At 38.0% G+C, this 26,791-nt stretch carries 22 protein-coding genes; 3 read left to right on the top strand and 19 right to left on the bottom strand.

From position 1 onward, the window contains the following. Both LY11_RS08485 and LY11_RS08480 read right to left on the bottom strand, forming a co-directional pair. The gene (locus LY11_RS08485) at window positions 1-1,653 is read right to left on the bottom strand and encodes a UxaA family hydrolase (RefSeq protein WP_111633281.1); all 1,653 of its coding nucleotides are present in this window, start codon (window positions 1,651-1,653) and stop codon (window positions 1-3) included. Beyond that, complete coding sequence (locus LY11_RS08480) at window positions 1,643-2,641, bottom strand: pectinesterase family protein (RefSeq protein ID WP_111633280.1); 999 nt, start codon at window positions 2,639-2,641, stop codon at window positions 1,643-1,645. The genes LY11_RS08485 and LY11_RS08480 overlap by 11 nt, the downstream gene beginning before the upstream one ends. Before the next feature lie 160 nt (window positions 2,642-2,801). Here LY11_RS08480 and LY11_RS08475 point away from each other — a divergent pair, with 160 nt between their 5' ends. Continuing rightward, the gene (locus tag LY11_RS08475; RefSeq protein ID WP_111633279.1) at window positions 2,802-4,346 is read left to right on the top strand and encodes an MFS transporter; all 1,545 of its coding nucleotides are present in this window, start codon (window positions 2,802-2,804) and stop codon (window positions 4,344-4,346) included. A gap of 85 nt (window positions 4,347-4,431) precedes the next feature. On the opposite strand, the gene msrA is transcribed toward LY11_RS08475, so the two are convergent. The 15 genes from msrA to LY11_RS26675 form a co-directional block, all read right to left on the bottom strand. Continuing rightward, entirely contained in the window at window positions 4,432-4,923 is a 492-nt protein-coding gene (gene msrA, locus LY11_RS08470) for a peptide-methionine (S)-S-oxide reductase MsrA (RefSeq protein ID WP_111633278.1), read from the bottom strand. Between the two features lie 75 nt (window positions 4,924-4,998). Continuing rightward, window positions 4,999-6,741 carry a PAS domain-containing sensor histidine kinase gene (locus LY11_RS08465; RefSeq protein ID WP_170132656.1) on the bottom strand — a complete coding sequence of 581 codons (1,743 nt, stop codon included), beginning with the start codon at window positions 6,739-6,741 and terminating at the stop codon, window positions 4,999-5,001. Window positions 6,742-6,979: 238 nt separating this feature from the next. Then, complete coding sequence (locus LY11_RS08460; protein WP_111633276.1) at window positions 6,980-7,795, bottom strand: TerC family protein; 816 nt, start codon at window positions 7,793-7,795, stop codon at window positions 6,980-6,982. Window positions 7,796-7,817: 22 nt separating this feature from the next. Beyond that, window positions 7,818-8,537, bottom strand: a complete 720-nt coding sequence (locus LY11_RS08455; RefSeq protein WP_111633275.1) for an OmpA family protein — start codon at window positions 8,535-8,537, stop codon at window positions 7,818-7,820. 11 nt (window positions 8,538-8,548) lie between these two features. Further along, window positions 8,549-9,202 (bottom strand): TerD family protein, encoded by a 654-nt coding sequence (locus LY11_RS08450; RefSeq protein WP_111633274.1) that lies wholly within the window; start codon window positions 9,200-9,202, stop codon window positions 8,549-8,551. Between the two features lie 10 nt (window positions 9,203-9,212). Further along, window positions 9,213-9,779, bottom strand: a complete 567-nt coding sequence (locus LY11_RS08445) for a TerD family protein (RefSeq protein ID WP_111633273.1) — start codon at window positions 9,777-9,779, stop codon at window positions 9,213-9,215. Window positions 9,780-9,808: 29 nt separating this feature from the next. After that, a complete protein-coding gene (locus LY11_RS08440) occupies window positions 9,809-11,119 on the bottom strand; it encodes a hypothetical protein (protein ID WP_111633272.1) in 1,311 nt (436 codons plus the stop codon). A 5-nt stretch (window positions 11,120-11,124) separates the two neighbouring features. Further along, a complete protein-coding gene (locus LY11_RS08435; RefSeq protein ID WP_111633271.1) occupies window positions 11,125-14,994 on the bottom strand; it encodes a hypothetical protein in 3,870 nt (1,289 codons plus the stop codon). Window positions 14,995-15,000: 6 nt separating this feature from the next. Further along, the gene (locus tag LY11_RS08430; RefSeq protein ID WP_111633270.1) at window positions 15,001-16,644 is read right to left on the bottom strand and encodes a hypothetical protein; all 1,644 of its coding nucleotides are present in this window, start codon (window positions 16,642-16,644) and stop codon (window positions 15,001-15,003) included. An 18-nt stretch (window positions 16,645-16,662) separates the two neighbouring features. Further along, a complete protein-coding gene (locus LY11_RS08425; protein WP_111633269.1) occupies window positions 16,663-17,001 on the bottom strand; it encodes a hypothetical protein in 339 nt (112 codons plus the stop codon). A gap of 26 nt (window positions 17,002-17,027) precedes the next feature. Then, window positions 17,028-18,569 carry a hypothetical protein gene (locus LY11_RS08420; protein WP_111633268.1) on the bottom strand — a complete coding sequence of 514 codons (1,542 nt, stop codon included), beginning with the start codon at window positions 18,567-18,569 and terminating at the stop codon, window positions 17,028-17,030. A gap of 21 nt (window positions 18,570-18,590) precedes the next feature. Continuing rightward, a complete protein-coding gene (locus LY11_RS08415) occupies window positions 18,591-19,679 on the bottom strand; it encodes a type I restriction endonuclease (protein ID WP_111633267.1) in 1,089 nt (362 codons plus the stop codon). A gap of 526 nt (window positions 19,680-20,205) precedes the next feature. Next, window positions 20,206-20,874, bottom strand: a complete 669-nt coding sequence (locus LY11_RS08405) for a response regulator (protein ID WP_245952661.1) — start codon at window positions 20,872-20,874, stop codon at window positions 20,206-20,208. Window positions 20,875-20,883: 9 nt separating this feature from the next. Next, window positions 20,884-22,554: a tetratricopeptide repeat-containing sensor histidine kinase gene (locus LY11_RS08400; protein WP_245952660.1), complete on the bottom strand. Its 1,671-nt coding sequence runs from the start codon at window positions 22,552-22,554 to the stop codon at window positions 20,884-20,886. Window positions 22,555-22,618: 64 nt separating this feature from the next. After that, window positions 22,619-22,783, bottom strand: a complete 165-nt coding sequence (locus tag LY11_RS26675) for a hypothetical protein (RefSeq protein WP_170132655.1) — start codon at window positions 22,781-22,783, stop codon at window positions 22,619-22,621. Window positions 22,784-23,147: 364 nt separating this feature from the next. Between LY11_RS26675 and LY11_RS08395 the strand changes: the two genes are divergently transcribed. Beyond that, window positions 23,148-24,176, top strand: a complete 1,029-nt coding sequence (locus LY11_RS08395) for a hypothetical protein (RefSeq protein ID WP_111633264.1) — start codon at window positions 23,148-23,150, stop codon at window positions 24,174-24,176. A 100-nt stretch (window positions 24,177-24,276) separates the two neighbouring features. Here the strand turns inward: LY11_RS08395 and LY11_RS08390 are convergent, their stop codons facing one another. Further along, on the bottom strand, window positions 24,277-25,434 hold the full coding sequence (locus tag LY11_RS08390) for a zinc-dependent alcohol dehydrogenase (RefSeq protein WP_111633263.1): 1,158 nt from the start codon (window positions 25,432-25,434) through the stop codon (window positions 24,277-24,279). A gap of 124 nt (window positions 25,435-25,558) precedes the next feature. Between LY11_RS08390 and LY11_RS08385 the strand changes: the two genes are divergently transcribed. Next, on the top strand, window positions 25,559-26,146 hold the full coding sequence (locus LY11_RS08385; RefSeq protein WP_111633262.1) for a DUF4142 domain-containing protein: 588 nt from the start codon (window positions 25,559-25,561) through the stop codon (window positions 26,144-26,146). Window positions 26,147-26,189: 43 nt separating this feature from the next. On the opposite strand, the gene LY11_RS08380 is transcribed toward LY11_RS08385, so the two are convergent. Next, complete coding sequence (locus tag LY11_RS08380) at window positions 26,190-26,783, bottom strand: hypothetical protein (RefSeq protein ID WP_111633261.1); 594 nt, start codon at window positions 26,781-26,783, stop codon at window positions 26,190-26,192. Window positions 26,784-26,791: the final 8 nt, after the last annotated feature.

The following is a 26,791-nucleotide window of genomic DNA, read 5'->3' as shown; positions in this document are numbered from 1 at the left end:
TTATAGAGAAATTCCTCTTTTCCAGGGAATAAAGTCATCCTGGTTTAACAGAACAGATTTGGGGATTACCTCACCACTAGCAGCTTGAATGCAGTAGGTTAAAATGTCTTCTCCCATTTGTTCAATAGTTTTTTCACCTGCGATCACTGGTCCTGCATTAATATCAATAATATCATTCATTTTTGCTGTTAAGGCATTGTTCGTGGATATTTTAATAACCGGGCAAACCGGATTTCCTGTTGGCGTGCCTAAACCTGTAGTAAATAAGATCAGTGTGGCTCCGCTTGCAGCTTTACCAGTGGTAGCTTCGACATCATTACCCGGCGTACAAACTAAATTTAAACCGGCTTTTTGCGCTGGTTCGGTATAATCCAATACGTCTTCTATAGGAGAAGTCCCTCCTTTTTTCGCAGCACCATTACTCTTGATCGCATCGGTGATCAGTCCATCTTTAATGTTACCCGGTGATGGATTCATATGAAAACCAGAGCCTGCATCTTCAGCGGCCTGACTATAGGCAGACATCAGCTTCATAAATTTCCTTGCCGCACTTTCATCTTTTGTCCTGTCTATAATATCCTGTTCTGCGCCGCATAACTCAGGAAACTCTGCCAATAAAACTTTCGCACCCAGCCCAACCAATAAGTCAGCGCAATAACCAACCGCCGGATTTGCAGAAATACCACTAAAGCCATCACTCCCGCCACATTTTACCCCAATACACAATTTACTTAAAGGAGCTGGCTGACGTTCTATTTTATTGGCTTCAATCAAACCTTCAAAGGTTTGACGGATTGCCGCGGTAATCAGCTGTTCTTCACTTTGTGATTGCTGCTGCTCAAAAATATAGAGCTTTTTATCGAATGAAGGGTTACGTTCTTTTAAATCATTCAAAAAATCCTGAATCTGTAAATTCTGACAGCCAAGGCTCAATAGGGTAACACCTGCAACATTCGGATGGTCTGCATAAGCGGCCAGTAATTTACTTAATACAGCAGCATCCTGACGGATCCCCCCACAACCGCCCTGATGATTCAGGAATTTGATACCATCAATATTTTGGAATGGTCTTTTGGTACTCAGGGTTGCTGGTCCCAGTGCAATTGGAATAGCGGCAAGGGTTTTAATATCCGCCCCATTTTTATAGGCTTCTAACAATTGGCGGGTATAAGATTTGTATTTTTCTGTTACAGCATAACCCAATTCATTGTGCAATGCTTCCCTGATTACATCAAGATTCCTGTTTTCGCAGAATACTGTAGGAATAAACAACCAATAGTTTGCGGTACCTACATTCCCGTCAGTGCGATGATAACCATTAAAAGTAAGGCCTTCAAATTTACTAATATCCGGAGCTTGCCAGTGGTAATTATAAGGCCGGAAAAAGTATGGGGCGGCCGCATGTTTCAGGTTATCAGTAGTCATTAACCAGCCGGCCTTAACCGGAAACTGTATTTTCCCTACTAAAGTTCCATACATAATCACTTCTTCGCCCGCCTCCATGTCTGAGGTATAAAATTTATGCTTTGCAGGAATATCTGCAGTCAGCAAATAATAGTTATCCTGATACTGGATATTCTCCCCTGCTTTAAGATCAGTTAATGCGACAATCACATTGTCATCCGGGTGGACTTTTAAAATTTTAGTGCTCATAATTGATATGTTTCCCGGTTTCTGCTGCGACTTTTTTTGGATTCCATCCTTTGAAAATTAAATCAATTGTATAGCCTTTAACTTCTTCTGTAGTGAGCTGATGTGACCATGCAACGCGCTCCCGGGGGTTAAAACCTTCTCCTTTATTCTTATATTCTGCATAGTATGCAGTTTTTTCGTTACTTTCCTTGCGCCAATTATCCCAGCCCTCTGCTTTGATCAATTTTGACAACTCACAGTTGATATAAGCAACTTTACTGTAGGGCCGCCACGGTCTGCCCAGATAAACGCTACGCTCCAAAGCATCACCAGTAATCCGGCAATCTAAAAACACGTAACCATATTTAATGGTATCCGGAGCGGAAGATGCGGTGATATAGCGGGCTCCTTGTTTACAAAAAATGGTACACTCTTCAAATAAAGCAGTAGCAGCACCAAAAATAAAGTCTACTGTACCTTCAATGTAGCAGTTTTGGAAATATTGTCTGTTTCCTGCACCATAGGTATATAATGTATCTTGAAAACCTAATATCCGGCAATTGAAAAAGGAAGTCTGATCTCCTGACAGCCAAATGGCGACAGCCTGACCGACCGGGCCCGAAGAATTCTGAAACGTAATATTATAGGCGGTAAACCCATCACCGCAAATGTAAAAACCCGAAGATCCAGAGGTTCCCATTTCTTCACCGAAGCGGTTTTTCTTTGCCGCATAATCATTATAGGTCAGAATTATTTTAGAGACATCCTCTCCCACTAGTTTAACAAGTTTTTTTGATGGAGAGAGGTTTAATTTTTCCTGATATATTCCATTCCTGATCCATATAGTAGTAATGACTTTTCTGAAATCAGGAACTGCATTAATTGCTTCCTGTACGGTCAGATAATCTCCGGTTCCGTCTTTGGCAACAGTTATATCTTTACCTTGGGCCTTTGCAAAAAAAGACAGCGATAAACAGCAAATGATCAGCTGTAATATTTTTCCTTTCATAGACAATGCTAATTTTAATTTTTCAGGAATTAATAACGCGGGCGATTTAAATCTGCGCAAACGATGCCGGGAACGCTAAAATCCGTCCTTTCTTATTCGTGTGTATACGAATGATTTTGTTTAATTTTATGGAAGAGATTGGTTTAATTGATTATAAATTATGGCAACAGTACCACTGCGAAGTATCCAGGGCAAATGGGTTATGGCTTGTACGATAATGGCTTCAGCCATGGCTTTTATTGATGCCACAGCGCTTAATGTGATTTTACCCTCCTTACAACAGCATCTTAAGGCTTCAGGGCCGGATCTTTTTTGGGTATTAAATGCTTATTTGCTGATGCTGGCCTCGCTTATTTTAATCGGTGGTACACTGGGTGACAGACTAGGCCGCAAAAAGGTCTTTATGATCGGGATCTTTATCTTCATCCTGGGGTCAACTGCCTGCGGGTTTTCTTCTACAGCCACTATGCTGATCATTTTCAGAGTGGTACAAGGTATTGGCGGCGCATTAATGATTCCGGGAAGTTTATCGCTGATTTCTTCTGCTATTGATGAAAAAGAACGGGGTAAAGCCATTGGGACGTGGTCTGCGGCTACCACTTTAGTAACTATGGGTGGGCCGGCCCTTGGCGGCGCATTGGCTGACGCGGGTTTATGGCGCTATATCTTTTTTATTAATGTGCCTATCGGAATTATTGTTCTTTTCTTTTTAGCGGCTAAAGTAAAAGAAATTAAAGATGAGCAGAACAACCAGGGGCTTGACATTTATGGTGCAATTGCTATAGCGCTTGGCCTGGCCTTGCTTACCTTCGGGTTTCTGCGCCTGCCAGCTGTTGGTTTTAGCCATATACAAGGTTATGGTTCTATTAGTGCGGGGATCTTATTGTTGTTTGCTTTTGTGCTGATTGAACGTAAAAGCAGCCATCCAATGATGCCGTTAAGTTTATTCAGCAATATCATTTTCAGCGGGACAAATTTGCTTACTTTTTTCCTTTATGCCGGGCTTGGTGCTGGAATGTTGTTCATTTCATTAAATATGGTGCAGGTACAGGGTTATACGCAACTTGAATCCGGTCTTACTTTTCTTCCATTTACTATTTTCATGGTCGTTAATGCACGTTTTGCGGGCAGCCTGGCGGATAAATATGGACCGAGATTATTTCTGATTGCTGGCCCGTTTTTAGCTGGGGTGGGTTTACTTTTATTATCTTTTATCAAACAGACGAATGGCCCTTCAGCTTACTGGACTACTTTTTTACCCGGAATCCTCGTTTTCGGTTTTGGAATGTCGCTCACTGTTGCCCCGCTGACCGCAGCAGTAATGGGTTCAGTAAGTGATCATTTTACGGGTACCGCTTCGGGTATTAACAATGCAGTATCAAGAATTGCAGGTGTTTTCGCTAATGCGGTTTTGGGATCAATGGCAGTACTGTTATTTTCCGGGGCCTTACAAAAGGAAATCAAAGCATTGCCTTTTAATCCACAACAAAAAGAGACAATCATTGCGCAAACTGCGAATCTTGGAAATGCAAAGGTTCCAGCCGGATTAACTGCAATTCAGCAAAAGCAAGTAGCAGCAGCTTATCATTCCGGTTTTATTAATGCTTATGGAAAAATCATGAAGATTTCTGCCGGACTTGGCTTTCTGGCAGCATTAATGGCATTAATCTTTATTCAAACGCCGAAGAAACGAGCAATCTCCTGATAGTTTTTTCCTACCGGGAGATTGCTGCTGATTATCCTGGCCCACCGGCCGGACTAAATTAATATTTTAGCAAGCGCATTAAGAATTAACTTAACTTCCAATCTGGTCTTTCAAAATGGCAGGTATAACCGTAAGGCTGTTTCTGTAAATAATCCTGGTGTTCTTCTTCGGCATTCCAGAAATCAGTTGCCGGAACAACTTCGGTGATAACTTTCCCTGGCCATACTCCTGAGGCATCCATTTCTGCGATTAAAGCATTTGCCGTTTCACGTTGGGTTTCAGCTGTATAAAAGATAGCGGAACGATAGGAAGTACCAATATCATTGCCTTGTCTGTTCCGTGTTGTTGGATCATGAATCTGGAAAAAATATTCAAGTAATCCACGATATGATAATTTTGACGGATCAAATACGATCTCTATGCCTTCGGCATGTGTTCCATGATTTCGGTAAGTTGCGTTGGGTACATCCCCCCCGGTATAGCCTACGACTGTTGAAATAACACCTGGGTAATGATGGATAAGTTCTTCCACTCCCCAGAAACAACCGCCAGCAAGAATGGCTTTTTCAGTATTCATATGGTTCTCTTTTTAATGGAATAAAGGTACAGCACTGCTGCGTAAATGACAAACAGAATCAAGTCATGATTAATCTTAGATAAGCATTGGAGCCGTTTTTTCAGCAGATGCCTGATATAAGGGTAAATTGAAATAAAATGTAGCACCATATCCCAATTCACTCTCTACCCAGATTCTGCCATTGTGCCTGGCAATAATTTCAGCACTCAGGTAAAGCCCTATTCCAAAGCCGGAAACCTGGCTGTCACTTTCTACCCGGTAATAACGGTCAAAAAGCTTATCAATATCCCTTGCCCCAATTCCTATACCGTGATCTTTCACGCTGACTTGTACCATTTGGTTATTGATGGTACAGGTAACTTCTATATTTTTAGCTATGGGTGCATATTTAACGGCATTACTCAAAAGATTAACAATCACATTGCTAATTTTATCATAATCTGCATAGACTGGCGTGTGCTCGCAATGCTGAAAATTGATCGTATGGCTGGTTTCCATCAACCTGCTTTCTTCTACCACATTCTCAATCAAATCTGTTAAAGAAAAATAAGTCGGATTAAGGACAATCTTTCCTGATTCTAATCTGGAAACGTTTAGAAATCCATTAATCATGCTGGTCATCTTTTTAACTTGCTTAGAAGCCATTTCCAGTGAGCTATTTACAAAATTGTCTTGAAATACAATTGCCTTACGCTGAAGGACCTGAATATATCCATTAAGAGAAGTGAGCGGTGTTTTTAATTCATGGCTCACCATCGCAATAAAATCACTTTTGCGCTGCTCATCTTTTTTAAGCATGGAAATATCCATAACCACCCCTGTAAAAGAAGAAAACTCTCCGGATTTATCTTTTTTCAGATTGCCTACCGCTCTAAGCCAGCGGATTTGCTGGTCATTGAATCCAATAACCGGATAGGAAACATCATAATCCCCATTACCGTTAATCGCATTTTCCAGCTTTTCTGCAACATACGCCCTATATTCTTCTGTAATCTGTCCGAGTGCCTCTTCAATAGTAATTACATGAGTGGGGTCATACCCAAACAACTCCCTAAGGCGCACTGAGGTTATGAAAGCTCTGCTTTCTGAGTGTATATGCCAGGTTCCAAAATTAGCAGCCTCAATAGCTAGTCTCAATGCGATTTCTTTATCCTCCAATTCATCAAAAGTTTCTTTCAGATGCTCGTGCGCTAAAGCCAGTTCTTCATTGGAGGCAGTCATTTCTTCATTAATAGCAGCAAGTTCGTCAGAAATTATACGGTACCGGGTTTCACTGGCAGAGAGTTCTTTTACCCTGGCTTCTACCCTGATCTCCAAATCTTCATTCAAGCTCATCAGCTCTTCCTGGCTTTGAGCGAGTTCTTCATTTACGGCATTAAGTTCTTCGTTAGATGCTGCTAATTCTTCATTGAGGGCTTGTTCACGTTCCAGGGCCTGTTCTTTGTTATAGAACTCCTCCATAAGCTTACGGTTGTTCACCCTGTCTGTAACATCTATTGCGGTATGCAGGATACAAATGGTCTGGCCTATTTCATTTTTTATCGCCTTATATTCAAAGTCAAAATAAAAGGTACTCAATTGCCCTGCTACTTTAAGTTCGGCAGCAGTTTCTACACCCGAAAGTGTAATTCCCTCCAGCCAGACTCTTTTAAACATTTCCGCAAAAGGCTGGCCTTTAAGTTCCGGAAGTGCATCTTCTAGTGTCTTTCCTATTACAGACTGGTCTTTATCCCAAATAGCCAGCATAGCTTGATTAGCCATTTGAATCAATGCGTTTTCTCCTATATGAATGGCAGTTGCAGTTTTGGTCTGACTCAAAACTTCAATTAATTGGCTTTTATTTAATAGTTGGACATCGCTCATATATAGAAAATGAATTTAACAGTTCATATAACCCAATACCTTGTTTTTTGTTTAGGAACAAAACAAAATTATATAAAAAGCCCTTAGTTTATGATTTTATACAATAACTATTGTACAAAATCATAAACTAAGGGCTTTAAAAGAAGGCTGGAGTAGTAAAATGCTTGTCTGGGAATATAAATCCAAGAATTACTTACGCTTTGTCTAATACCTCTTCAGCTTGCGCAGTAAGAGTTGCTTCCATGATATTTTTCTTCGGATAATTAAACAGGATCGAAGTAATTACAGGAATAATAAATACTGCTACTGTAAAAATCGAGACGAATAAATCTGTCTTCTCTCCTTCTATCAGGTGAGAAACAGGCGATGCCGGATAAAAATGAGTAAATAAAGAAGAAGTCAATTTAACCCCCAGTACTCCAATTACAACAAATGCGACAGTTTCCAGAAAGGTGAACTTCTCCATTAACTTTACAAATGCCTGTGCTACAAATCGCATGGCTAGAATTCCAATGAAAACGCCAATGTAAATAAGCCAGATGTGATCAGTAAATGCAACAGCTGCAAAAACATTATCTATAGAAAATGCCAGATCCATTACTTCGACCAGTGCCACAGTAGCCCAGAATGTACCGACTAAACCAACGGTAGATTTATAGATCCAGCTTTTGCTTTTGTCTATTTCTTCCTCCCCTTCTTCTTTCTTAGCATTCTTTTTTCTGAAGTAATCAAAAGCAAGATATAAAAGATATAGCCCACCTAGTGGTTTTAACCACCAAATCGTAACCAGCCATGCTGCAAGCAGTAAACAAATACCACGAAACACATATGCACCGATAATACCATATTTCAAGGCTTTATCTCTTTGGTTTTTTGGAAGATCCATGACCATGGTCGCCAATACTGCTGCGTTATCTACTGAAAGTAAGCTTTCTATAACAATCAAATTTAAGATAATAAGCAGTCCGGCTTGAATATCATCGCCTAAAATAGTATGTAAAAAATCCATTGTATATTATTTAATCGTTAATTTACGGAAGCATAATTTCCACTCTTCTATTCTTTTTTCTTCCAGCATGCCCAGCGTTTGAAGCGATTGGATTTTCAATTCCTTTCCCTACTGCAATGATCCTGCTTTCGGTAATATGATTTGAAACCAGGTACTTCTTGAATTCATCTGCCCTTGCCTGAGATATGGTTTGATTAACGGCTAATGGGCCTTCACTACTTGCATATCCATTTACATGTATTAATGCAGCAGGATTTTCAGACAAATATGAAATAATCCGTTTGATTAATGCCTGATCTACACTGCTGAATTTGGAAGATCCCTGAGAAAAGGAAACGGGAATTTTATGATTTAAACTGGCTGCACTCTTATCGTCAGACACATTTTCAGCAATTTGTTTGTCTTGACCAATTGTTGAAATTGCAACAGCAGTATCCGTAACTACCTTACCTGCTTGCGCCTTGGATTGAGTTTCAGCTACAATTGTTGAGCCCGGATCTGATGGAACCGCTGCTGTTGATACTTTATGGACAGCGTTTGTTGTATTTGATGAATAATACCAGATACCGCCGCCAATTATTAAAACGCTGATCAATCCGATTATCCACGTTTTCGACTTTGAAGTAGCCACTGTTAATGGTGCTGTCTCGTTTTTTGAAAGGTCAAATTTAGATGAACCTTTAGGTTTAACAGATGGCCCGCCAGAAGCAGAACCATCATTTTTATTTAAATCAAATGCCATAATTTTTATAATTAGGTATACATGTCTACTAATGTTTGTAAGCTGCCTGTATGGGCTCTGCCCATAGCTTCGAACTCCCAGGTATCACCAACACGGAATATTCTGCCGAATTCTACTGCATCTTCGCTGATATACTTATCTTTTAAATCATAGCGAAGAATCTCATTTCCATTACTCTCATCGACAATACGGATATAGCAATCATTTACTTGTCCAAAGTTCAGGTCTGATGTTCTTCGGTCTTTTTTGTTGTCATGAGGATATTTGCAAATCGTACAGCAAATAATAATTTGTTCAATTTTATGGCTCACTTTCGTTAAATCAATGAACATATCTTCATCATCATCGCCATTACTTCTGGTTCCATCCGGATCATCGATGGCTCCAACAATAGCTCCATCCTCGGTAAGCGGCCTGAAAAGACCTTTTTCTATTTTGTCCTCAATTTTATTGCCCATACGGATCTGGCCATAAAAGGTAAAATAAGAATCGGAAGGGATCTTAAAATCACTGCCAATTGAAAATGCAGACACGTCAAGATCAAATTCGGGGCCGCCGGGTTCATCATTAGGATCCCATCCCATTCCAATTTTCACAATTGATAGTCCAGGCGCTGCCTTGGAAAGGGAAAATCTGTCCCCTTTACTTAAATTAAAACTGCTCATAGTATATTTTTTATTGATATAAATCGATTAGTGTATTTAAGCCTCCGGAAAAGGCTTGTCCAAGAGCTTCTATATTCCAATTCCCGCCGTTCCTGGAAATAGTGGCAATAATCAGGGAATCTTCATTACTGAAATTATCCTTTAGCAGATACTGACATAAAATTGAATTATCAGCTGCATTTCTAATATTGATATAAGAGTTTTGCACATGGCCGAAATTATGTCCTCTTACCGCGCATTGATCAATGGTCACAGCAAAATATAAAAACTCAACTTTCGGGTTTATCTTAGACAAATCAATATGGATAACCTCGTCGTCTCCATCCCCCTCACCACCCCTGCTATCTCCAGGATAATGAGTAGAACCATCAGGACTTGACGCATTGTTATAAAAGATGAAGTATTCATCTGCTACGAGTTTACCATTTTCACCCAGCATAAATAAGGACAAATCGAGATCTACGCTATGCCCGTTTACAGTTGCAGGGTCCCAGCCTAAACCGGCTACAATATTATTCAGCCCTGGTTTTTCTTTGATAATAGATATTGGTTTTTTCTTTTCTAGTTGTATAGCCATGTTATTATTTATTATTGTTTAATTCCCTCTTACACACTTTTTTTAGGTGGCAGCGGTGGAAGCTTTACTGGGTTAATTTTTAATGGAATTACAGGTTTTACCTCAGGTAACCTGGGAATATTCAGCTGGGGTTGTGAAACATTCTTTTCTTTTTTTGGTGGTAAAGGAGGTGGCAATTTTGGTGTTGGTATCCCTGCACCAGCCGGTGCTGGCATCCGCGGTTTAATCGGTACAGGCGGCGTGTCCGGGATTTTTGATTTAACCGTATAATTTGAAATAGAAACTTCAGCAAAAATAGATTTCATCGTATCCTTGATGTCAGCAGGGATAACCTCTTTTACATAAGGATATTTCTGGAGCAGTTTATCAGAGAAATAGGACGTACTGATTTCTTCCGTACCCAATAAAATAATAACGTCTTGTACAATTAAATTACTTGATTTTAAAAGGTCATCTATCGCCGTATAAATTATACTGTCATTGGAATAATACTGGAGTCTCTCCGTAAGATTTCTCTCATTGACCTTGAACCAATATTTATTGCCATCAGTTAGTTCTGCTTCGCCTTGAATAATAACGCCTGAATTTTCCAGCAGACTTACACAAAAAGGAAGTAAGATGGCAATCTCGGCATCCTTATCAATAGATAAATAAGGATATTGACTGCTTATGTATTCAACAATCATATCTGCCAGAATCTTCACCCTGGGATCTGCTCCCTGTCCCGCTAGTTTACAAGAATCGACTTCTTCAGCATGTGCATTCTTATAAAGCTTCACATACAGTACATCATCAATAGCACTTAATAATAGAATTGCTTTTTCATTAGATAAAACTTCTTTTTGAACTAATACATTGAATAATATCCTATGGAAAGAAACGCGGTCCAGGTTAAAATATCCCGCTTCCCGAAATAAGTTCTCTATCAGTGACTTCTCTTGATCTTCAATATCTGTATCAAATAAAAAGCGAAGTGGAAAATGCTGTCTGTAAGACTCAATCGAGTCAACTTTATATAAAACTGTATTCAGAAAATGAGACAGGTATTGCTCAACGCCGTAATAAAACAGTTGTTTAACAGGCTTTTTATTGTTATAAATAACGAAATGCTTACTTGGATCTTTTATAATTTCAAAGTAGTTCCCGTACGCATCAGGATCAAGCCTGTTAAACCTTTCTCTTGCAACACTTCCAAAAATAAAATCATTGCCATTTACATAAAAGTATAAAGGAATTTCATTTGATTCCTTTATACTCAATGGAGCATAGGCATTCCCGTCCGATTGATACCAGAAAGAAACAGCGCGTTTAGATACTTTTGCTACTACACAGAATTTCATTGATTCTATTGTTTTTGAATGCCTTTAAGCAGGTGTTTTTCAAAGAATTTCATGCCCTCTAAAATGATAATCGGAGCTACATAGTCAAATTCTTTGTGGTCTTCATGTTTTCGCTTTTGTGCTTTGATAAAACCAGGTTCTCCTTTGATATAATTTTCAATATTCATGTCCTGAAAGCCTGTCATAAAATCTGCGGAATTCATTTTCAAACCAAACATGGAAGAGGAAACCCTGTAAAATAAATCAGCGAAATCCATAAATCTTGGACATGGTAATTTTCCCTCTTGCGGCAGACAGATAAAATGATTTCCTATGTGTTCTAACATTTCCGGAGTAATTGAATTAGTTGATTCCAGATATTTGAATTCACCAGCAGGCGTAACTACACAGAAATTATCTTCACCCAATATCTCAATAGCTTGTTTATTAGTTGGCACCAGAATACTTGTAATATTGGTAGGAATAGCCAAACCTTTTGACACCTCATACTTGACATCAGAATTGTTGGCTCCACGCTGTGAATTAATATCAATTATCTTTAAGGGATTAGTACTAATTGGTGTAATTGTTTGCCTGGCTACTGCTTCTCCACCCATACCCCTGATAAACATTTGTGTATAATAATCATCTGCAGCAGCAGGATTTACTGCCGTAAACCAGTCAAAAATCCTTGATCCTTTTCCTGCAAAAGCAATCTTAATTTTAGGAGGGATAGCTTTAACAGCTGGCGGGGCATCTTCCGATTTAATCAGTTCATTTCTTAATTTATAAGCCAGCTGACCAGCATAAAACATAATTAAACCAGTAACATAAAGATTAATGCTCATCATTTCTTTACACTCCGCAGCTATTAAAAGATAAAAGGTATCAAAATCGGATGCTTCCAGCCGGTCGACAACTTGTTCAAAATAATAAGGGGCAGTATTTTCAGAAAATTTATTGACACCATTATTTAATCCCTGAATAGAAATATTCTTCCTTTCACACATTTTTAACAGCACGTTTTTGAAGTTTGGAGAAAACTTAGTCGCTTGTGCAACTCTTTCTGCCGCAAAACGGATAGAATTTTGTTTAATCATCGCCTTGCCTCCCCCATCCATCTGGCATAATGCTGTAATATCAGTGGTACTGCCACCAATATCAAAACAAAGCACCAGCTCTCCAGGAGTAATAGAATATCCACCGTTTGGCCGGACTAAATAATTTGCTACGGCGCAGGCTTCAGAAAGTGATTCTTCATTGCTTAATTTCCTGAAATCAAACCTTACAGATTTTGTTTCAGTTGCTATATTTACCGGGCTGACTTTAGTGGAAGAATTGTCAGCCCAACCGCCTCCCGATGCCGGAACTGCAGAATCATTCCCCCAACCACTATTACCCGCACCTGCAATATCCCAACCTGAATCAGCAGCCGGACTTCCCCACACACTTTCACTGCTGGTATCACCAAGGTCTGAGAGATCTGAAGGGGGGTAAGTTTTTAATTTAACAGTACCTACAATTGGCGAGATCTCTTTAAGTGAGTCCCAGATTCCTCTGTATTCACTTAACAATTCTTTTCCCATTGAAGATGGGTAGGACCATTTTAAAGTATGCGGTTCATGGCCTTCAATGAACAATTGCGCGTAAACATGTAATAGTAAAGAGCTTAAATAAGCAGTTTTATAACTTTTATCTATAGGCTGAGTAGACCATTTCATATTGTAAACCAACTCTGCTCTCCCTACCCTGTTATAACTTAGAATATACCGGTTATCTTCTGCGTTCTCAATCGGCAGATTCTTTTCAAAACAAGGAAAACCACCTTTAACAGCTTGTGCCATTAATGAATCATTCAGCATATTATTCTCATTTATAATTCTTCTGGAATCATGAATAGTAAGTACTGATTTAATAGAATTGGTGAGAATTTCATCATTCTGGAAAAAGAAAATCTCATCTTCCAGAGCATGGCGCTTATCATTATTTTTCACGTCAGTAGCTAACAGTGAAACCCTTTTGTTAGTTAGCTTTAAGCTTTCACAAACTTCATTTTTATGGTCAGAGAAATAAGCAATCGAAGAATTTGTACTTCCAAAGTCAACACCTAAAAATGCAGCGGACAATGTTCTGGGAGAATTGAGCATATTGACCGGTAAAGATTGCGTATTGCCTGATCCGTCATAACGGATAATGCCAAAACCACAATCAACACCTGCATGTGCAAATTTCACCCCTTTGAAAGGCTTGTTACTCTCATAAATTTCATACTTGTATTTATTATCTGCTACAGCATTATTTGAGGTTACATGCAGTTGAGCTTTAATCGCCCCATATTTTTCAGAAATGATAGCAGCTCTGCCATTTTTGGCCAGGTAAAGGGGAATTCCTTTTTCGTCAAGTACTATTCTGAAAAAGTCATCATCTACATTACCAATAAATGGGGTTGCCTGAAACTGCGCATCATTATGTGGAATTTCTGAATAAAGAAAGTATCGGTTCCATTGTTTAGAAATAAAATTAGGCCACATTAAAATATCCTTTCCTCTGATAGATTCTGCCGTTATTTTATAGATTACCTCTTTAATAATTTCATTCCCGGTTTCTGTATAAAGTTTTAGATTAACTATTAAACGTTCGCCATTTTTATCATTCGGATCATAAACAGCAGAGATCCTGGATTTTACATTTGAAGCGTCTGCTATACCTACCAGTGCATCTAATGTCGCTCCAAAGACATTCAATGCCAATGGTGTTAAGGGTAAGGTGAAATAGGCATAATTATTTGGCTGTCCTTTAGTTTCTGCAGCTAATAAAAGTATAGGCTTAGCTTTCAGATAGTTCCTGGTTTCTACCCCTTCTTTACCAAAATCTATTTGGGCAATTTCTGTCGTGTCTGGCAATAGCAAGTCTTTAGGATCAAAGATTATTCTGCCTTCTCCCGATTCATTATATATAATACCCTCTGAACCAAATAACTCTGTAGAATAATTAAACAGAATACTGAAAGGATAATTAAAAAGAGAACCGACTTCTGGTGGTGTATGATGTGCTAATTTTGGATACCCTTTCTTTTCCTGATAAATAACCATTTCATCAATCCATGCCTGAAGACAGGATGACATATTACCGTATTCTGGTCTGATTGATTCTGCTAAGCCTGCATAATTTAAGCTGAAGTTCTCTATATTATTGAGGATATGTTTAGCGTAACCATAAATCGTAAATAGCTCCTGCGGATTTAATTCTGATTTTAAAGGATCAATAAACTGATCATTCTGTACATTGACAAAGGGTAATTTGTCCTTAAGATGGTAAGCTACAGCAGTAAATAAAAAGCTATCGGGTGAAGTACCGCCAACCACATTTCCTTTAAAGGAGATCACATCGATAAATGGTATTTTATCTGCATTGTTAGCTAAAGATTGATCGCACCAGAGCGGTTGCCGTTCAAATAGCATATTTCCAAATGCACCTGCAGGCTCATAAATATTCGCGGTATTCATGAGCTGCTGCCCATCAGAATATGCTAAGTGAATTCTATTGACCTCAATATCCTTATAGTTTAATGCAATACAGCTGATAAAACCTTTCCACTCACTAAGCAAGGATTTGTAAAACAGCATTAATCCGGAAGCTTCCGCCTCTTTATCCTGGATATTATCCAGCGCACTTTTAAACAAGTTAGCTCTCGCAAATACGGAGGGTATACCAGAAACAATAGTTCCAATGTTAACGGATGAATTCCCATCTTTATCGACAGCTATTTCCGGTATTAAAATATTCTTGGTAAAAACTTCTAATTGACGGATTTTATCCCAGGCAAACTCAACGCCATTCGGTTCAGTTTTAGCATGAACTTTAATCGCCAGTGCTTTTATTCTTTTGTCTGACATGTTCCTTTAGTTTATATCGAAGTTTTGTGAAATAGTAAGTGCATTGAAAATATGGGCGAGGAATTTCTCTTTGGTCGTGTTTACTTTTTGCTCCTCTTTTGGGCTGGTATTGATGAGTTTACCAACAAAAGTATCATACCTGTTTCCGAAGACACCCCCTTTTGACCAATGGTGTTTTTCGTCCAGAAACATTGCTCCGACATCTAATCTTTTGAGTTCCGTTTGATTATCCGGAAAGGCCTTGCTGTCAAATAAGAACCTGCCTGGAGCGACAGAGTTTCTGATCTGGTAAAGCCAGCCAGGTATAAACCTTGCATCTTTAAAAGTATAAGCGAACAGTTTGAAATATTCATTAATATCTTTACATTCTGTATCAGTAATCGTACTGTACTGGTTTAACCTCATGCTCTCACATTGTTTAATAAACCCTTTAATTCCCAAATCATCAAAGGCAGCACCGTTTTTACTTAAGGATATATGTGCCAGAGAAAAGAATGCGCCTAATTTATTGACAAAGATTTCACCTGCTTTATTTTCCTTGCCCACAAAATCATCAAAGGAGAAGTTGAATGAGTTGTCTTTAAATTCTACAGCTTTATATAAGTAATCTGCCTTTGCACTGTCAAAACCACTAGTACGGGTAAAGAAATCATAAGCTGCGCAGGCACAAAGTAATTCTGTGATATGACATGGGTTTCTTTGCTCGCTTCCTCCGGTTGTAGTCTGGTTTGGGGTATTGTTGCCGTCTATCTTTTTACTTTCTATTGGCCAGCCAATGTGGTATAATAATTTGTAGCATTTCTGCACCGTAGGATCACTTTGGTAAAACTGTAATGCAGCCTGGCTATTTAATGGGAAAAAAGAAGAATCTGCAATTACACTATTAGCTTTAGTAGATTTCTGTTTATCATCTGGTTTATTGAAGGTAAAATATTCGGTTAATAAAGTAGAACCAAATTTTGCTTTAGAAAAATCTATGCTTGAACTTCCATTGGAACGAATCTTTACAAAATCCTGAAGGGCCTTAGGGATCACAGGAATAGAAGATGCTCCGGTTCCGCCAAATACAGATCCGAAAATAAAGACCCTGGCAGAAGCACCGGCTTTTTCAAGTTTACCCATAAAAGAATCCAGTTCCCGTTCCTGAGACTGTACCGTGGACCCCTTCAGAATGTTCCTTGCTGCCTCCACAATTCCATGATACATTAACATAGAGCCTAAATGTGTCTGCGCGCGATAACCATGAGCCAAATCAAATTCTTGTACAGAACTTGTATCAAGAAATAGATCAGAGATCAGTTTATTAGTTTTTTGCTGTTCCGCTGTTCCTGTTGAAAGCTTGGTGATGTTTTTATAATTCTCTCTGCCAGGGCTTGAATAATTTGTCCAGAACCTATGAAGGTTAAGTTTCGCGGAAAAGAAGGTATTCGCATTCGGTGTCCCTCCTGAGTTTGTATCAGATGTTTTAATACGATTATAAAGGTTAATAAGCTCTTCAACCCTGTCTTTATTTCCGTTATTTTGATCTGTATCTAAAGTTAATACTTCTATTTCCTGGTTATCGAACATTCCAATACCACATAAGTGAGTGAAAGATTCCAAGCAGCGCATTCCAGTACCGCCTATGGCGATTACAAATAATTTATCCATTAAAATATTTTTTGGGAATTAAAACCAGTGACCAATTTTGCCGTTGGCAAATACTTTACTCAATAAGAAGCCTAAAAGGATGTATAAAATAAATCCAATAGCAGTCCCTATACTTAAGGCATTTACATAATTGTTTAAGACCATGATGTTTGCATCTGGCTTGAATACAAAATAGCCAAGCAGAAAGCCTAATGCCGGATTTAAAATAGCCAGTATCCAGAACCAGATTTTCCGGGACTGCGGGTCTTTGGGATTGCTCCCGCCCTCAAATTTTATCGCATTTGCAATGATAGCTGCCAGCAGCAGAAAGATTAACGCAGTAATGAGTGAGATTATGTAAGCTGATGTAGATTCCATTTGATATTGATTAGATTTTGTACTAATTATTGTTGAGTTTTGATATAATAAGAATAGATGGCTTTATTTGCAGGCTTAAGCTCTTGCAAGGTGTTTTTTATAGACTCGTACAAGGCTATATTAGGAACATGTTTGGCATTGATCCATTGAAATTTTGACAGTTTAGGATTGGAGAGATTAGGAGCCGCGATATTTAAGATAATATCAACTTTAACTATTCCAGTTGGATCATTAATACTTTTCAGATTGAACTTCGGATCGAAGGAAACCCCAAATTCTACGTTTTTATGATCCTGATTTTTAGTATTGGTAAACAGTGATTTATTGAATATAAAAACTTCGCTAATCGCAGTTACAGGTTCTGGTTTATACGCCCATTGTTCCTTCAGGCTTCCGTCAGGGTTGTAACATGCCAGTGCAAAAACATCTTTTTCATCGGCAGCGAACTCAGACTCGCCATTATTTCCTTTCGTTAGTTTCGGCTTATGCTTTTTAACTTCGGCAGCTTTAGAGAAGTTCTCAAAATCTGCTTTGATGGCCGAAACTTTAACATCAAAGTCTCCAAAAGTATAACTGTCCTCATTGCTTAAATCAATGTATAATTTCCTGAAGAAGTCATTAAACTGATTTTGGGCTGAATAAGTAGTATGAAGCTGAGCTATTGTTTTCCAGTCTACACCTAAAGGATAAAATTCAAAATGATTCCCCTTGTTAAGCCCATTGATATAATTTCCTTTTAAATCCAATACATTTTTAGCATTATCAGATTTACCGCTTACATCGTAAAACACGCCGCCAGATTTTTCACCAGCATAAGCTGTGCGTAACTTATAGGAATTATTAGCTAAATCAAATCTTGTAGTTAATGAGCCCAGTTTAGCTTCAAGTTTGGAAATCATACTGGATTCATTTGGATTACCGCAATTGAAGATGGTGAAGTAAAGATGTTTAGCAACAGTTCCTTCTTTGTAATCAGCAATAAAAAAATGTATAGTATTTCCCCTTTCAAGCCATTTAGAGAAAGGTATTTTTAGAAAAGCAGTATTAGTGACTTCACTATTCTTTTGCCATTCTTCAAAATCAGTAATCAGCAGTGCATCGTTGTTTCCCTCCACTATTTTTTCTACTGCAGACTGGATTGGGGCCCAAATATCAGCATATTGGGCCGGGTCGCTTACACGCTGGCCTAATTCCGTAGTATTTGTAATATTTAAAGGGCTGACTTTATTGGAGCCTAACTTATATACCTCAAATTTTTGAGCTAAAACTGTATTGAAACAGTTAGTCATCAGATCTTTAATACCAGGAACTGCAAATGCCTTATTGATACCAGAAGAAAAATCTATATATAAGGCTGGACTACCGCTTTTTGAATTTGCATTGTTCGGGGCAACGGCATTATTATACGCTTCAATACGGTTACCCAATTCCTGATCATAAAGATTGAATTTTCCATCCTCAAATGGATCTATAAATCCTCCAGGCTTTTTATTGCAACCAGCCGCTATTATTAAGAGCCCGAACACTCCTGTGATCCTGACAAAACTCAAGGTCTTACCTATTTTCATAATTTGTAATTTTAATCGCTATTATTTAGATGATTCAATAACCTTAGGTCCTTCAAGGCGCAAAACAATCTCATTCAAAATCCCTGCATGCTTATATAAATCATCCAGTGAATGTATTTCGTGTTTGATTTCCTTTTTATTCTCGTCCAGCACTGCCAGGTATTTTTTAGCATTCAGATATAACCTGCAAATTGTTTTGCGGTTATTGTCATCCAGCAGAATGGCAAAGTAGGAAAGTGCGTCTCTGTAAGTAATCCTTCTTGGATCGATAGTTTCTCTGAGCATTGATTTAACAATGAAAAAACCTTCAATTTCTTCTGCTGTTGTTACAATTCCAGACTCCGGCTCAGCTACAATAATCTCTTCGGCTTTAATTGCCTCTGCAGCATCTTTGTCCTTTTCCTGTTTAAGGGCAGATTTTAAACGTTCACTGATTGCATCACTGATTAACTGATTAAAGGAGCGTTTAATAATAGGCGAGAATTGTTCTTTAACCTTAGCTGTGATCACCTTGGGGTATACCTGTTTGGTAAAGAAAGTGATAAAACCATCCGAAGGATCAGCAATCTCCTGATGCAGCAAGCTTTTCAGTTCGTTTAAATATTTCAATTCACTTGCAGTATTGGTAATATTATCCACATCAAAATATGACTTGTGGAACTTTTTTAATTCTGCGATTTCTGCATCTTTAATTTCTGTTAATTTGAATTCAAAGAATGGAGTGCTATCCATCTTATTTTTTTCAACCAGATCTGTATAAAAGCGATATACCAACCCATTGGTCAGCAAACCAAACTTAGCTTTTGTGGTATGAAAATATCTGAACAGTTGAGAATTATGAGGATCTAAATTTTCCAGATGATGTTTACATTCGATTAATATAGTTGGCTCACCATCTTTTATAATTGCATAATCAACCTTCTCTCCTTTTTTGATGCCCAGGTCAGCAATGAATTCAGGATTCACTTCAAACGGGTTAAAAACATCATATCCCATAATCTGGATAAATGGCATAACCAGCGCATTTTTTGTAGCTTCTTCCGTTTGTATCTGAGGTAACATCTTCTCTACACGAGATGCCAACTGAGCAATCTGATCTTTAAAATCCATCTGATATTTTATTTAATAATTTTATAAAAAATGAGCCTGATAAGCGGGAATTAATTTTCCCAGGCGCATAAAGTTTTCCCTTTGCTTTTAGCTATTGCCAGTGTGGTTTTTAATATTCTATGCTGGCAATTCTTCAGGCCACGGCAAGTTGATGTATAATGATATTTTGTTCCGTTGCTCCTGTCACAGATGTAAACTGTGGAGGGCGTTTTGGGTATAATGCCGCTAAAAAATAAAGACCCTAATAGTAAAATTATCTTCATAGTTGATTGTTTAAAATGTGATGAGTTGAACGATCTGATCAACATTTCAAAAGTATAGAGACGGGAAGTGTTTTTCTTACGGGAAACCGTAAGCTGACGAATTATTTCAAACGCTTAACCAGTTGATTTAATGCTGTTTATTTAAGATTAAAGGAGATAATCTGAAGCATAGAAATCCCCTTCTGATTATTTCAGAAAAAGGAAAATATTATTGAAGAAATTGATTATTTCGCGCAGTCTACCTTAAATTTCCTGCTGAGGAACTAGATGAGCCCCATATCCTTACCATAAGCAATCAGCTGTTCATTGTTAGAAAATTCCAAGACCTCTTTGATCAGGCTAAGACGTTTCTCAACACTACTTAAACCAGCTGGCCTTATATCTTTTTTCTGCAAATAAAGTGGGATTTCTTTCTGTTTTACACCTTCCGAAAGCAGGGAGATAATGGTAATATCATATTCTGTCAATTCGTAGGAGTTTTTCTCTTTGATAGCTTGCTTTAAATCGACAGACATATAAGCTTTGCCTTTGTAAATACTATCTATGGCCAGTTTAAGATCTTTGGCATCATTTCGTGCTTTGCGAACATATCCATTAATAGCTAAATCTTTAAAAAGAGCCTTAATGATTGCTTGTTTATTTTCTGCAGAAAAGACAATAACTTTTAAATCAGGTTGTTCTTTTTTAACAGCTTTAATGAGTTCCGTACCGTCAGAGATCTTTTGCTGATTATGGTCTTTTTCAAAGGACAGATCGGTAATCAGCAAATCATAAGGATCATCGTTCTTAAGTGCCTTTTGTATCCTGTTTAACGCATCATCACAATAAAATACGTAATCGGTATTCAATATTTTCAGGTCCCCCAATGTTTTTTGTACAGAAATATTGGTGCTTTCGTGGTCTTCGGCTATTAATACTTTTTTGAACATCATTTATCAATTTTAAGAAACAGGGAAAGAAATCTGAACTTTTAATCCTTTTTCGCCATTTGATTCAAAGGTAATTTCTCCATGAATACTTTTTATACGGTTTCCCGTATTTGTCAACCCATTGTTGAATTTTTTTCCTTCCGAAATACCAATACCATTATCTGTATAATTAATATTTATATAATGATTCTTTTGTATGAACCGCACGACAACCTGGCTTGCCTGGCTATGTTTGTCCATGTTGACCATCAGCTCCTGAAGAACTTGCTCAATCTCGCATTTCACCAGAGTACTTATATTACCCCATAATTCCGGCGTGTTTCCCATATAAAGTACCTTGGTCGTTTGTGTAGCAAATGATTTAAGTAACTCAGCTATTTTTTCATGAAAATCCTGATCCGTAAACGGCAGCTCATCATAAGATATATCACGGGATTTTTCATACATATTTTCTAATTTGTCCAATATAGACTCCCGGTCCAGGCTCGTATGATTTTCTATCTCTGCCATGACCCGGTATAATCCATTCGCCACTACATCATGTACCTTCTTTGATGTTTTCAATTGATTTTCTTTAATCGTATTTTGAGCCTCTAATTCTAAACGCTGTTCCCTTTTTTTATACCAGATTACACTGATTACAGCTGCTGCAAGCACTAATAGAAAAGTACTGAAAAGCCAGATTTTCTGTTTAATAATCTGATATTTTTTCTCCGTATTGTCTTTCTGAAGGTTCAGATTATCTGATTTGTTTTTTTCTGCTTCATAGCGGACAAGCGCAAATTGATTTTTAGCGGCATTACGCGCCGTTTGTAAACTATCATCCAATTTCCGATAAGTTTCAAAATACTGTTTTGTCTGCTGAGAAGGACTCAGTACAATCAATTTTTGCAAAGCTTCGATCTGATCATCAGGACTTCTGATCTTTTTTGCCACCTGGTACATTTTTCTGGCATAAATCAAGGCAGAATCTGGATTTTTGTGCGTATAATAATCTGCAAGGTGAGAATAACTTGCATTTTGGCCCCACACATCATTTTCCTTTTCCCGAATATGCAAGGATTTTAAAAGATAAGGAGCGGCATTATACTCAGGATTTTGGAGCCATTTTGTTCTGGCAATATTGGACATAACTTTTGCGTATTCCATTTGATTGTCAGCCGTATTTTCAAGAATAATCTTATTATACATATTAAGGCTCTGTATATATTTCTTTCCTTTCTGATAGATCAAGCCCTTATTGTTTAGAATTCTCAGGTTATACGCTTTTTTAACATCGTATTTTCGTACTTTATCATAATAGCTTATCGCAAGATCATACCTTTTTAAATTCAAACTGTTTAAACCCAATTCGTTATAATCTGAAGATAAGCACTTGAAATTTTTCTCTTTTTTATCATTTAAAAACTTTAAAGAGATCATTAAAGCTTCCTGAGCACCAAAATAATCACCAGCATTAGCCTGTATAGTTGCCATTTGATTATAGGATATGGCTATTTCTAAACTATCCTTAGAATTCCCAGTCACCTTATTAAAATAATAATAAGCCGAATCACTGTCTTTATTCAGAAAGGAATTAGCTTTATCATAACTGGCATCCGTGACAAATTTCCTGGAATGTTGTTTTTTATTACAAGCGAGAATGCTAAAAATAAAAAATGGGAAAAGAAGTATTTTTTTCAATGATGAGAGGTTTTTTCTCAAATATAAAAAAATTAAGGCAGTAAAAACTGCCTTAATTTGTGAGCTATGGATGCCCCGGAGGAATGTGTGAACCTTCCCCGCCGGTATCCACATCTCCCGGACTTGATGCCATCGTTATATTATGGTCGTTATTAGTAGTTGTATTCTGAGTCGTTGTATTTCCAGGGCATGCCAATCCCAATAAAAAGGCAAATATTAATTCTAACATCTGATTTAAAAATTTAAAAGTGAAATACTCTGTAGTTCCCTGCGAAACCGATCGCAGGGAGAGCTACAACTGAAATAAGAAGCGCTTCTTAAATTTTTGGGAAGTGTGAGAATTAATTGCGGGAGCTCATAACTGCTTCCCAAACCGGATATTAACTCCCGCTCTTTCATCTCGTTGCGAAATCAATTTTTTACATTTACTTCGTTAGCTACCGAAGCTTTAATTAATTTCTGAGACAAATGTACAGGAGGCCAATCACCTAATTATCAGGTAATTCCGATGATTCCGGTCATTCTGATGGAATTCCGGAAATGCTTATGGGATTCCGGAAATTCCGGTTAATTTTATTTAATATTTTTGGAAAATGTTTGACGACTATAAAGAGAAAGTAATTCTTGCCTATCAAAAGAAAAGGAATGAGGATTCCATTTCAATTAGATTATTACAACTGTCCCCTGCAAAACTGAGAGACGAATGTTTTAATGTTTACAGGGAAAGACGTTTATCAAAGGATGAAAAGATTTTAAAGGAGTTTTTTGAGCTGAAAGATGATGCAGCTGATTTTGCTAAAATCATTAAGAACTTTGAAATTGATAAATTCAAACCTTTAATAAACTTCTTAAATAGAAAGACTAACCACACAGACATCAAGAATATCGATCTTTTGGCCTGGTTGATAGACTTTGAGCCAAGGCCTTTTAGATTTGAGCATAATTATAAAGATGCTATTGAGGAAGTTCCTGCAGCAGGAGGTTTTAAGGAGGTTGAGAAAGCAAAGGATATTGAGTTTACAGACGTTTTGCCTGACACGAAGAGCCCGGATAAGGAGAATCCGGTTAAGGAGAGTCAAAGTAAGGAGAATACGGACAAGGATAGCTCGGACAGTGAGAATACTAGTCAGAAAGAACCAGACACACAGCAAGAATCAGAGGAAGAGATAACAGATAATTATCCTGAACCACCACCGCCTTATCAGATACAAACTTTCTTTGGAAAAATTAATGGGCTAAAAATATTATTCTTGTTGCTCAAATTCAAGAAAGCTATTCCTTATCTTATCATTATAGCGGTAACCAGTGCTATTTATCTTTTTTTAAATATTAGAAGTCAGGAATGTATGTATTGGACAGGTGACCATTATGAATCTATTTCCTGTAATCAAAAGCTTGACGGATCACCTGTATTCGCTTTAGACACTATAAAAGTGGCACATTTAAAAAAAATCACCAATCCGGATACGCTTACGCAAAAATCTTTAGGCAGAGTTTGGTATGCGAAAATCGACGGTGGCGTAGAATTTTATACCTCAGACGGTTATCATCCGTTATATAATGATCTGAAATTAAGACCAATTACAACTTATATACTCAAAAAATACGTTTACCGGGATTAACCTGCACACTAATTTAGTCCGCTGGAATTAAAGAGCCACCCCCTTCAGGCAGCTCTCTTAATCAATACATTAGTAATATGAATAGCTTTTAATAGTATAGCTATGGTTTTAAAACCACTTTCACACAGTCCTCCTTCTTCTCGTCGAAGATTTTGTAACCATGAGCCACTTCACTAAGCGGCAATGTATGTGTGATAATGTCATCCAATACGACCTTCTCCTCTTTCACCAGTTCTATAAGTTTATCGATATGGTTAAGGACAGGTGCTTGCCCCTGTTTAATAGTCAAGCCTTTATCAAAAATCCGGAATAACGGAAAATTATCATATGGACTTCCATACACTCCAAGAATAGACACAGTTCCGCTTCTGCGCACTGCTTCAAAACACATTTCGAGAACTTTTATACTTCCTTTTTCAAAATTTACAGTTGCTTTTACCTTATCCATAAAAGTACGTTCAGGTTCAAAACCCACTGCATCTATACAGACATCGGCACCTCTGCCCTGGGTCATTTCGCGGATAGCTGCTACAACATCAACCTTATGCGGATTTAAAATGTCTACGTTATTAACCGCTTTTGCTTTCTCCAGGCGATAATCTAAAGGATCGATAGCAATTACCCGGCTGGCACCATGTAGCCACGCCGCTTTCTGTGCCATTAAACCAACAGGGCCAGATCCGAAAATGGCAACTACCTCTCCACCTTTAAGCTGTGCCCAATCTACTCCTGACCATCCGGTGGGAAAAATGTCAGTCAGAAAAAGAGCTTGTTCATCTGTAATATTATCCGGGATAACTCTTGGGCTCACATCACCATAAGGGACACGAACATATTCCGCCTGGCCACCAGAGTAACCACCATACAAATCTGTATAACCAAATAATGCCGCTCCTTTTTGGTCCATCATATCCCCGTTAGGCCCATAATGCTTGTAATTGGAATTTTCACAACTTGGCGATGCACCATGATTACAGAAAAAACAATGTCCGCAGGCAATCGGAAAGGGAACAATTACCCGGTCACCCTTTTTCAAATTCTTTACTTCAGCCCCTACTTCCTCAACAATACCCATAAACTCATGTCCCATGACCATATCGGTAGTTTGAGGAACAGCCCCGCTCAGGATATGAAGATCAGATCCGCAAATTGCCGTAGAAGTAACTTTTAAAATAATATCCGTGGCAAGTTCAATCCGCGGATCGGCTACAGTTGTATAACTGATATCACCTGGTTTGTGAAATACTGCTGCTTTCATAAGAATAATTTTAGTTTTCGAATAGGAAGGCAACACGTTGCAGCGACGATTGTTTAGAGATTTTAAATTTTGCTAAACCATAAACAAATTTGTGTGTTATAGAAAAAACAAAAAAACCAATATCATGAAAAAAATAATTTATTCTCTTTCAATAGCTGCGGCTGCGTTGGCATTTCAGAGTTGTAATAATGGCACTAAAGATGCCAAGCAAACTGCTGACAGCCTGAATAAAACAAAGGATACAACCTCAAATGTGATGGCTACAGGCGGTATAGCCGTAGAACCATCGGATGCTGAATTTGCCACAAAAGCTGCCGTTGGCGGAATGGCAGAAGTAGAATTGGGTAAAATGGCTTTGACTAAAGCGACAAATGCCCAACTTAAAGAATTTGCTAAAATGATGGTCAGCGATCATGGCAAGGCCAATGAAGAATTGATGATGATCGCTAAACAGAAAAACATCACATTACCCGCTGCTGTAGATGAAGATCACCAGAAAAAAATGGCTGATCTGGATAAAAAATCTGGGAAAGACTTCGATAAAGCTTATGCTGAAGCCATGGTAGACGGACATAAATCAACACTTAAATTGATGCAGGACGAAGCAAAAGACGGTAAAGATGCCGACATTAAGGCATTTGCTGCTAAAACTGCACCAATTGTTCAGACCCACCTCGACATGATCAATAAGATTCATGACAGCATGAAATAAACAAAACAGGGGTACTATCAAGGTAGTACCCCTGTTTTACACCCTATAATTTAGCTAAAAGCCGATTGATCCTGAACATATGATGATAATCATCATATGTTATTAAATCGTGGTCAGTTTGAAAATTATTAGCTATAATATCAAACGCAGGCTGGTCTTTGAAGGTGTTTTTAAGGTTAGCTAAGGATAGCAAATTAACCTCACCATCTGCTCCATCACTAAAATAATAGCGAATTATTGGTTTGAAGCCATTTTGTTTATTACCCGGCTGCTTGATTTCATAAATAACCAGGCTGCCGCTTTCCAGTATTTTATAGGGAGAACTATAGCTCTTATAAAACCTGTAATCATTACCATCCTGAGCTCTGTAGCCATAAATACTATCTTTTGAGAATTCATGACGCTGCCCATTATGATTTAACGTAAGTGTTTTACCACCGAAAAAATCATTTACACGAAGTTTGTTATTGGTTGACTGGTCGCCAGCAAGATGCAATTGTTTCTCTTTATAATCAGCAGCAGTAAGATAAATTCCACTTTCAGGATCAGTCTTCACCGTATTTAAGTTTGTTGCCTGTGCAAATGTATTTGAGAAAAATAAGGCAGGGACGAGCATTGATAATTTTAAGTATTTCATTTTTTGAG

Source organism: Pedobacter cryoconitis, assembly GCF_003259615.1.
GTDB classification, from domain to species: Bacteria; Bacteroidota; Bacteroidia; order Sphingobacteriales; family Sphingobacteriaceae; genus Pedobacter; species Pedobacter cryoconitis.
This window is presented reverse-complemented; position numbering and strand designations above follow the sequence as displayed.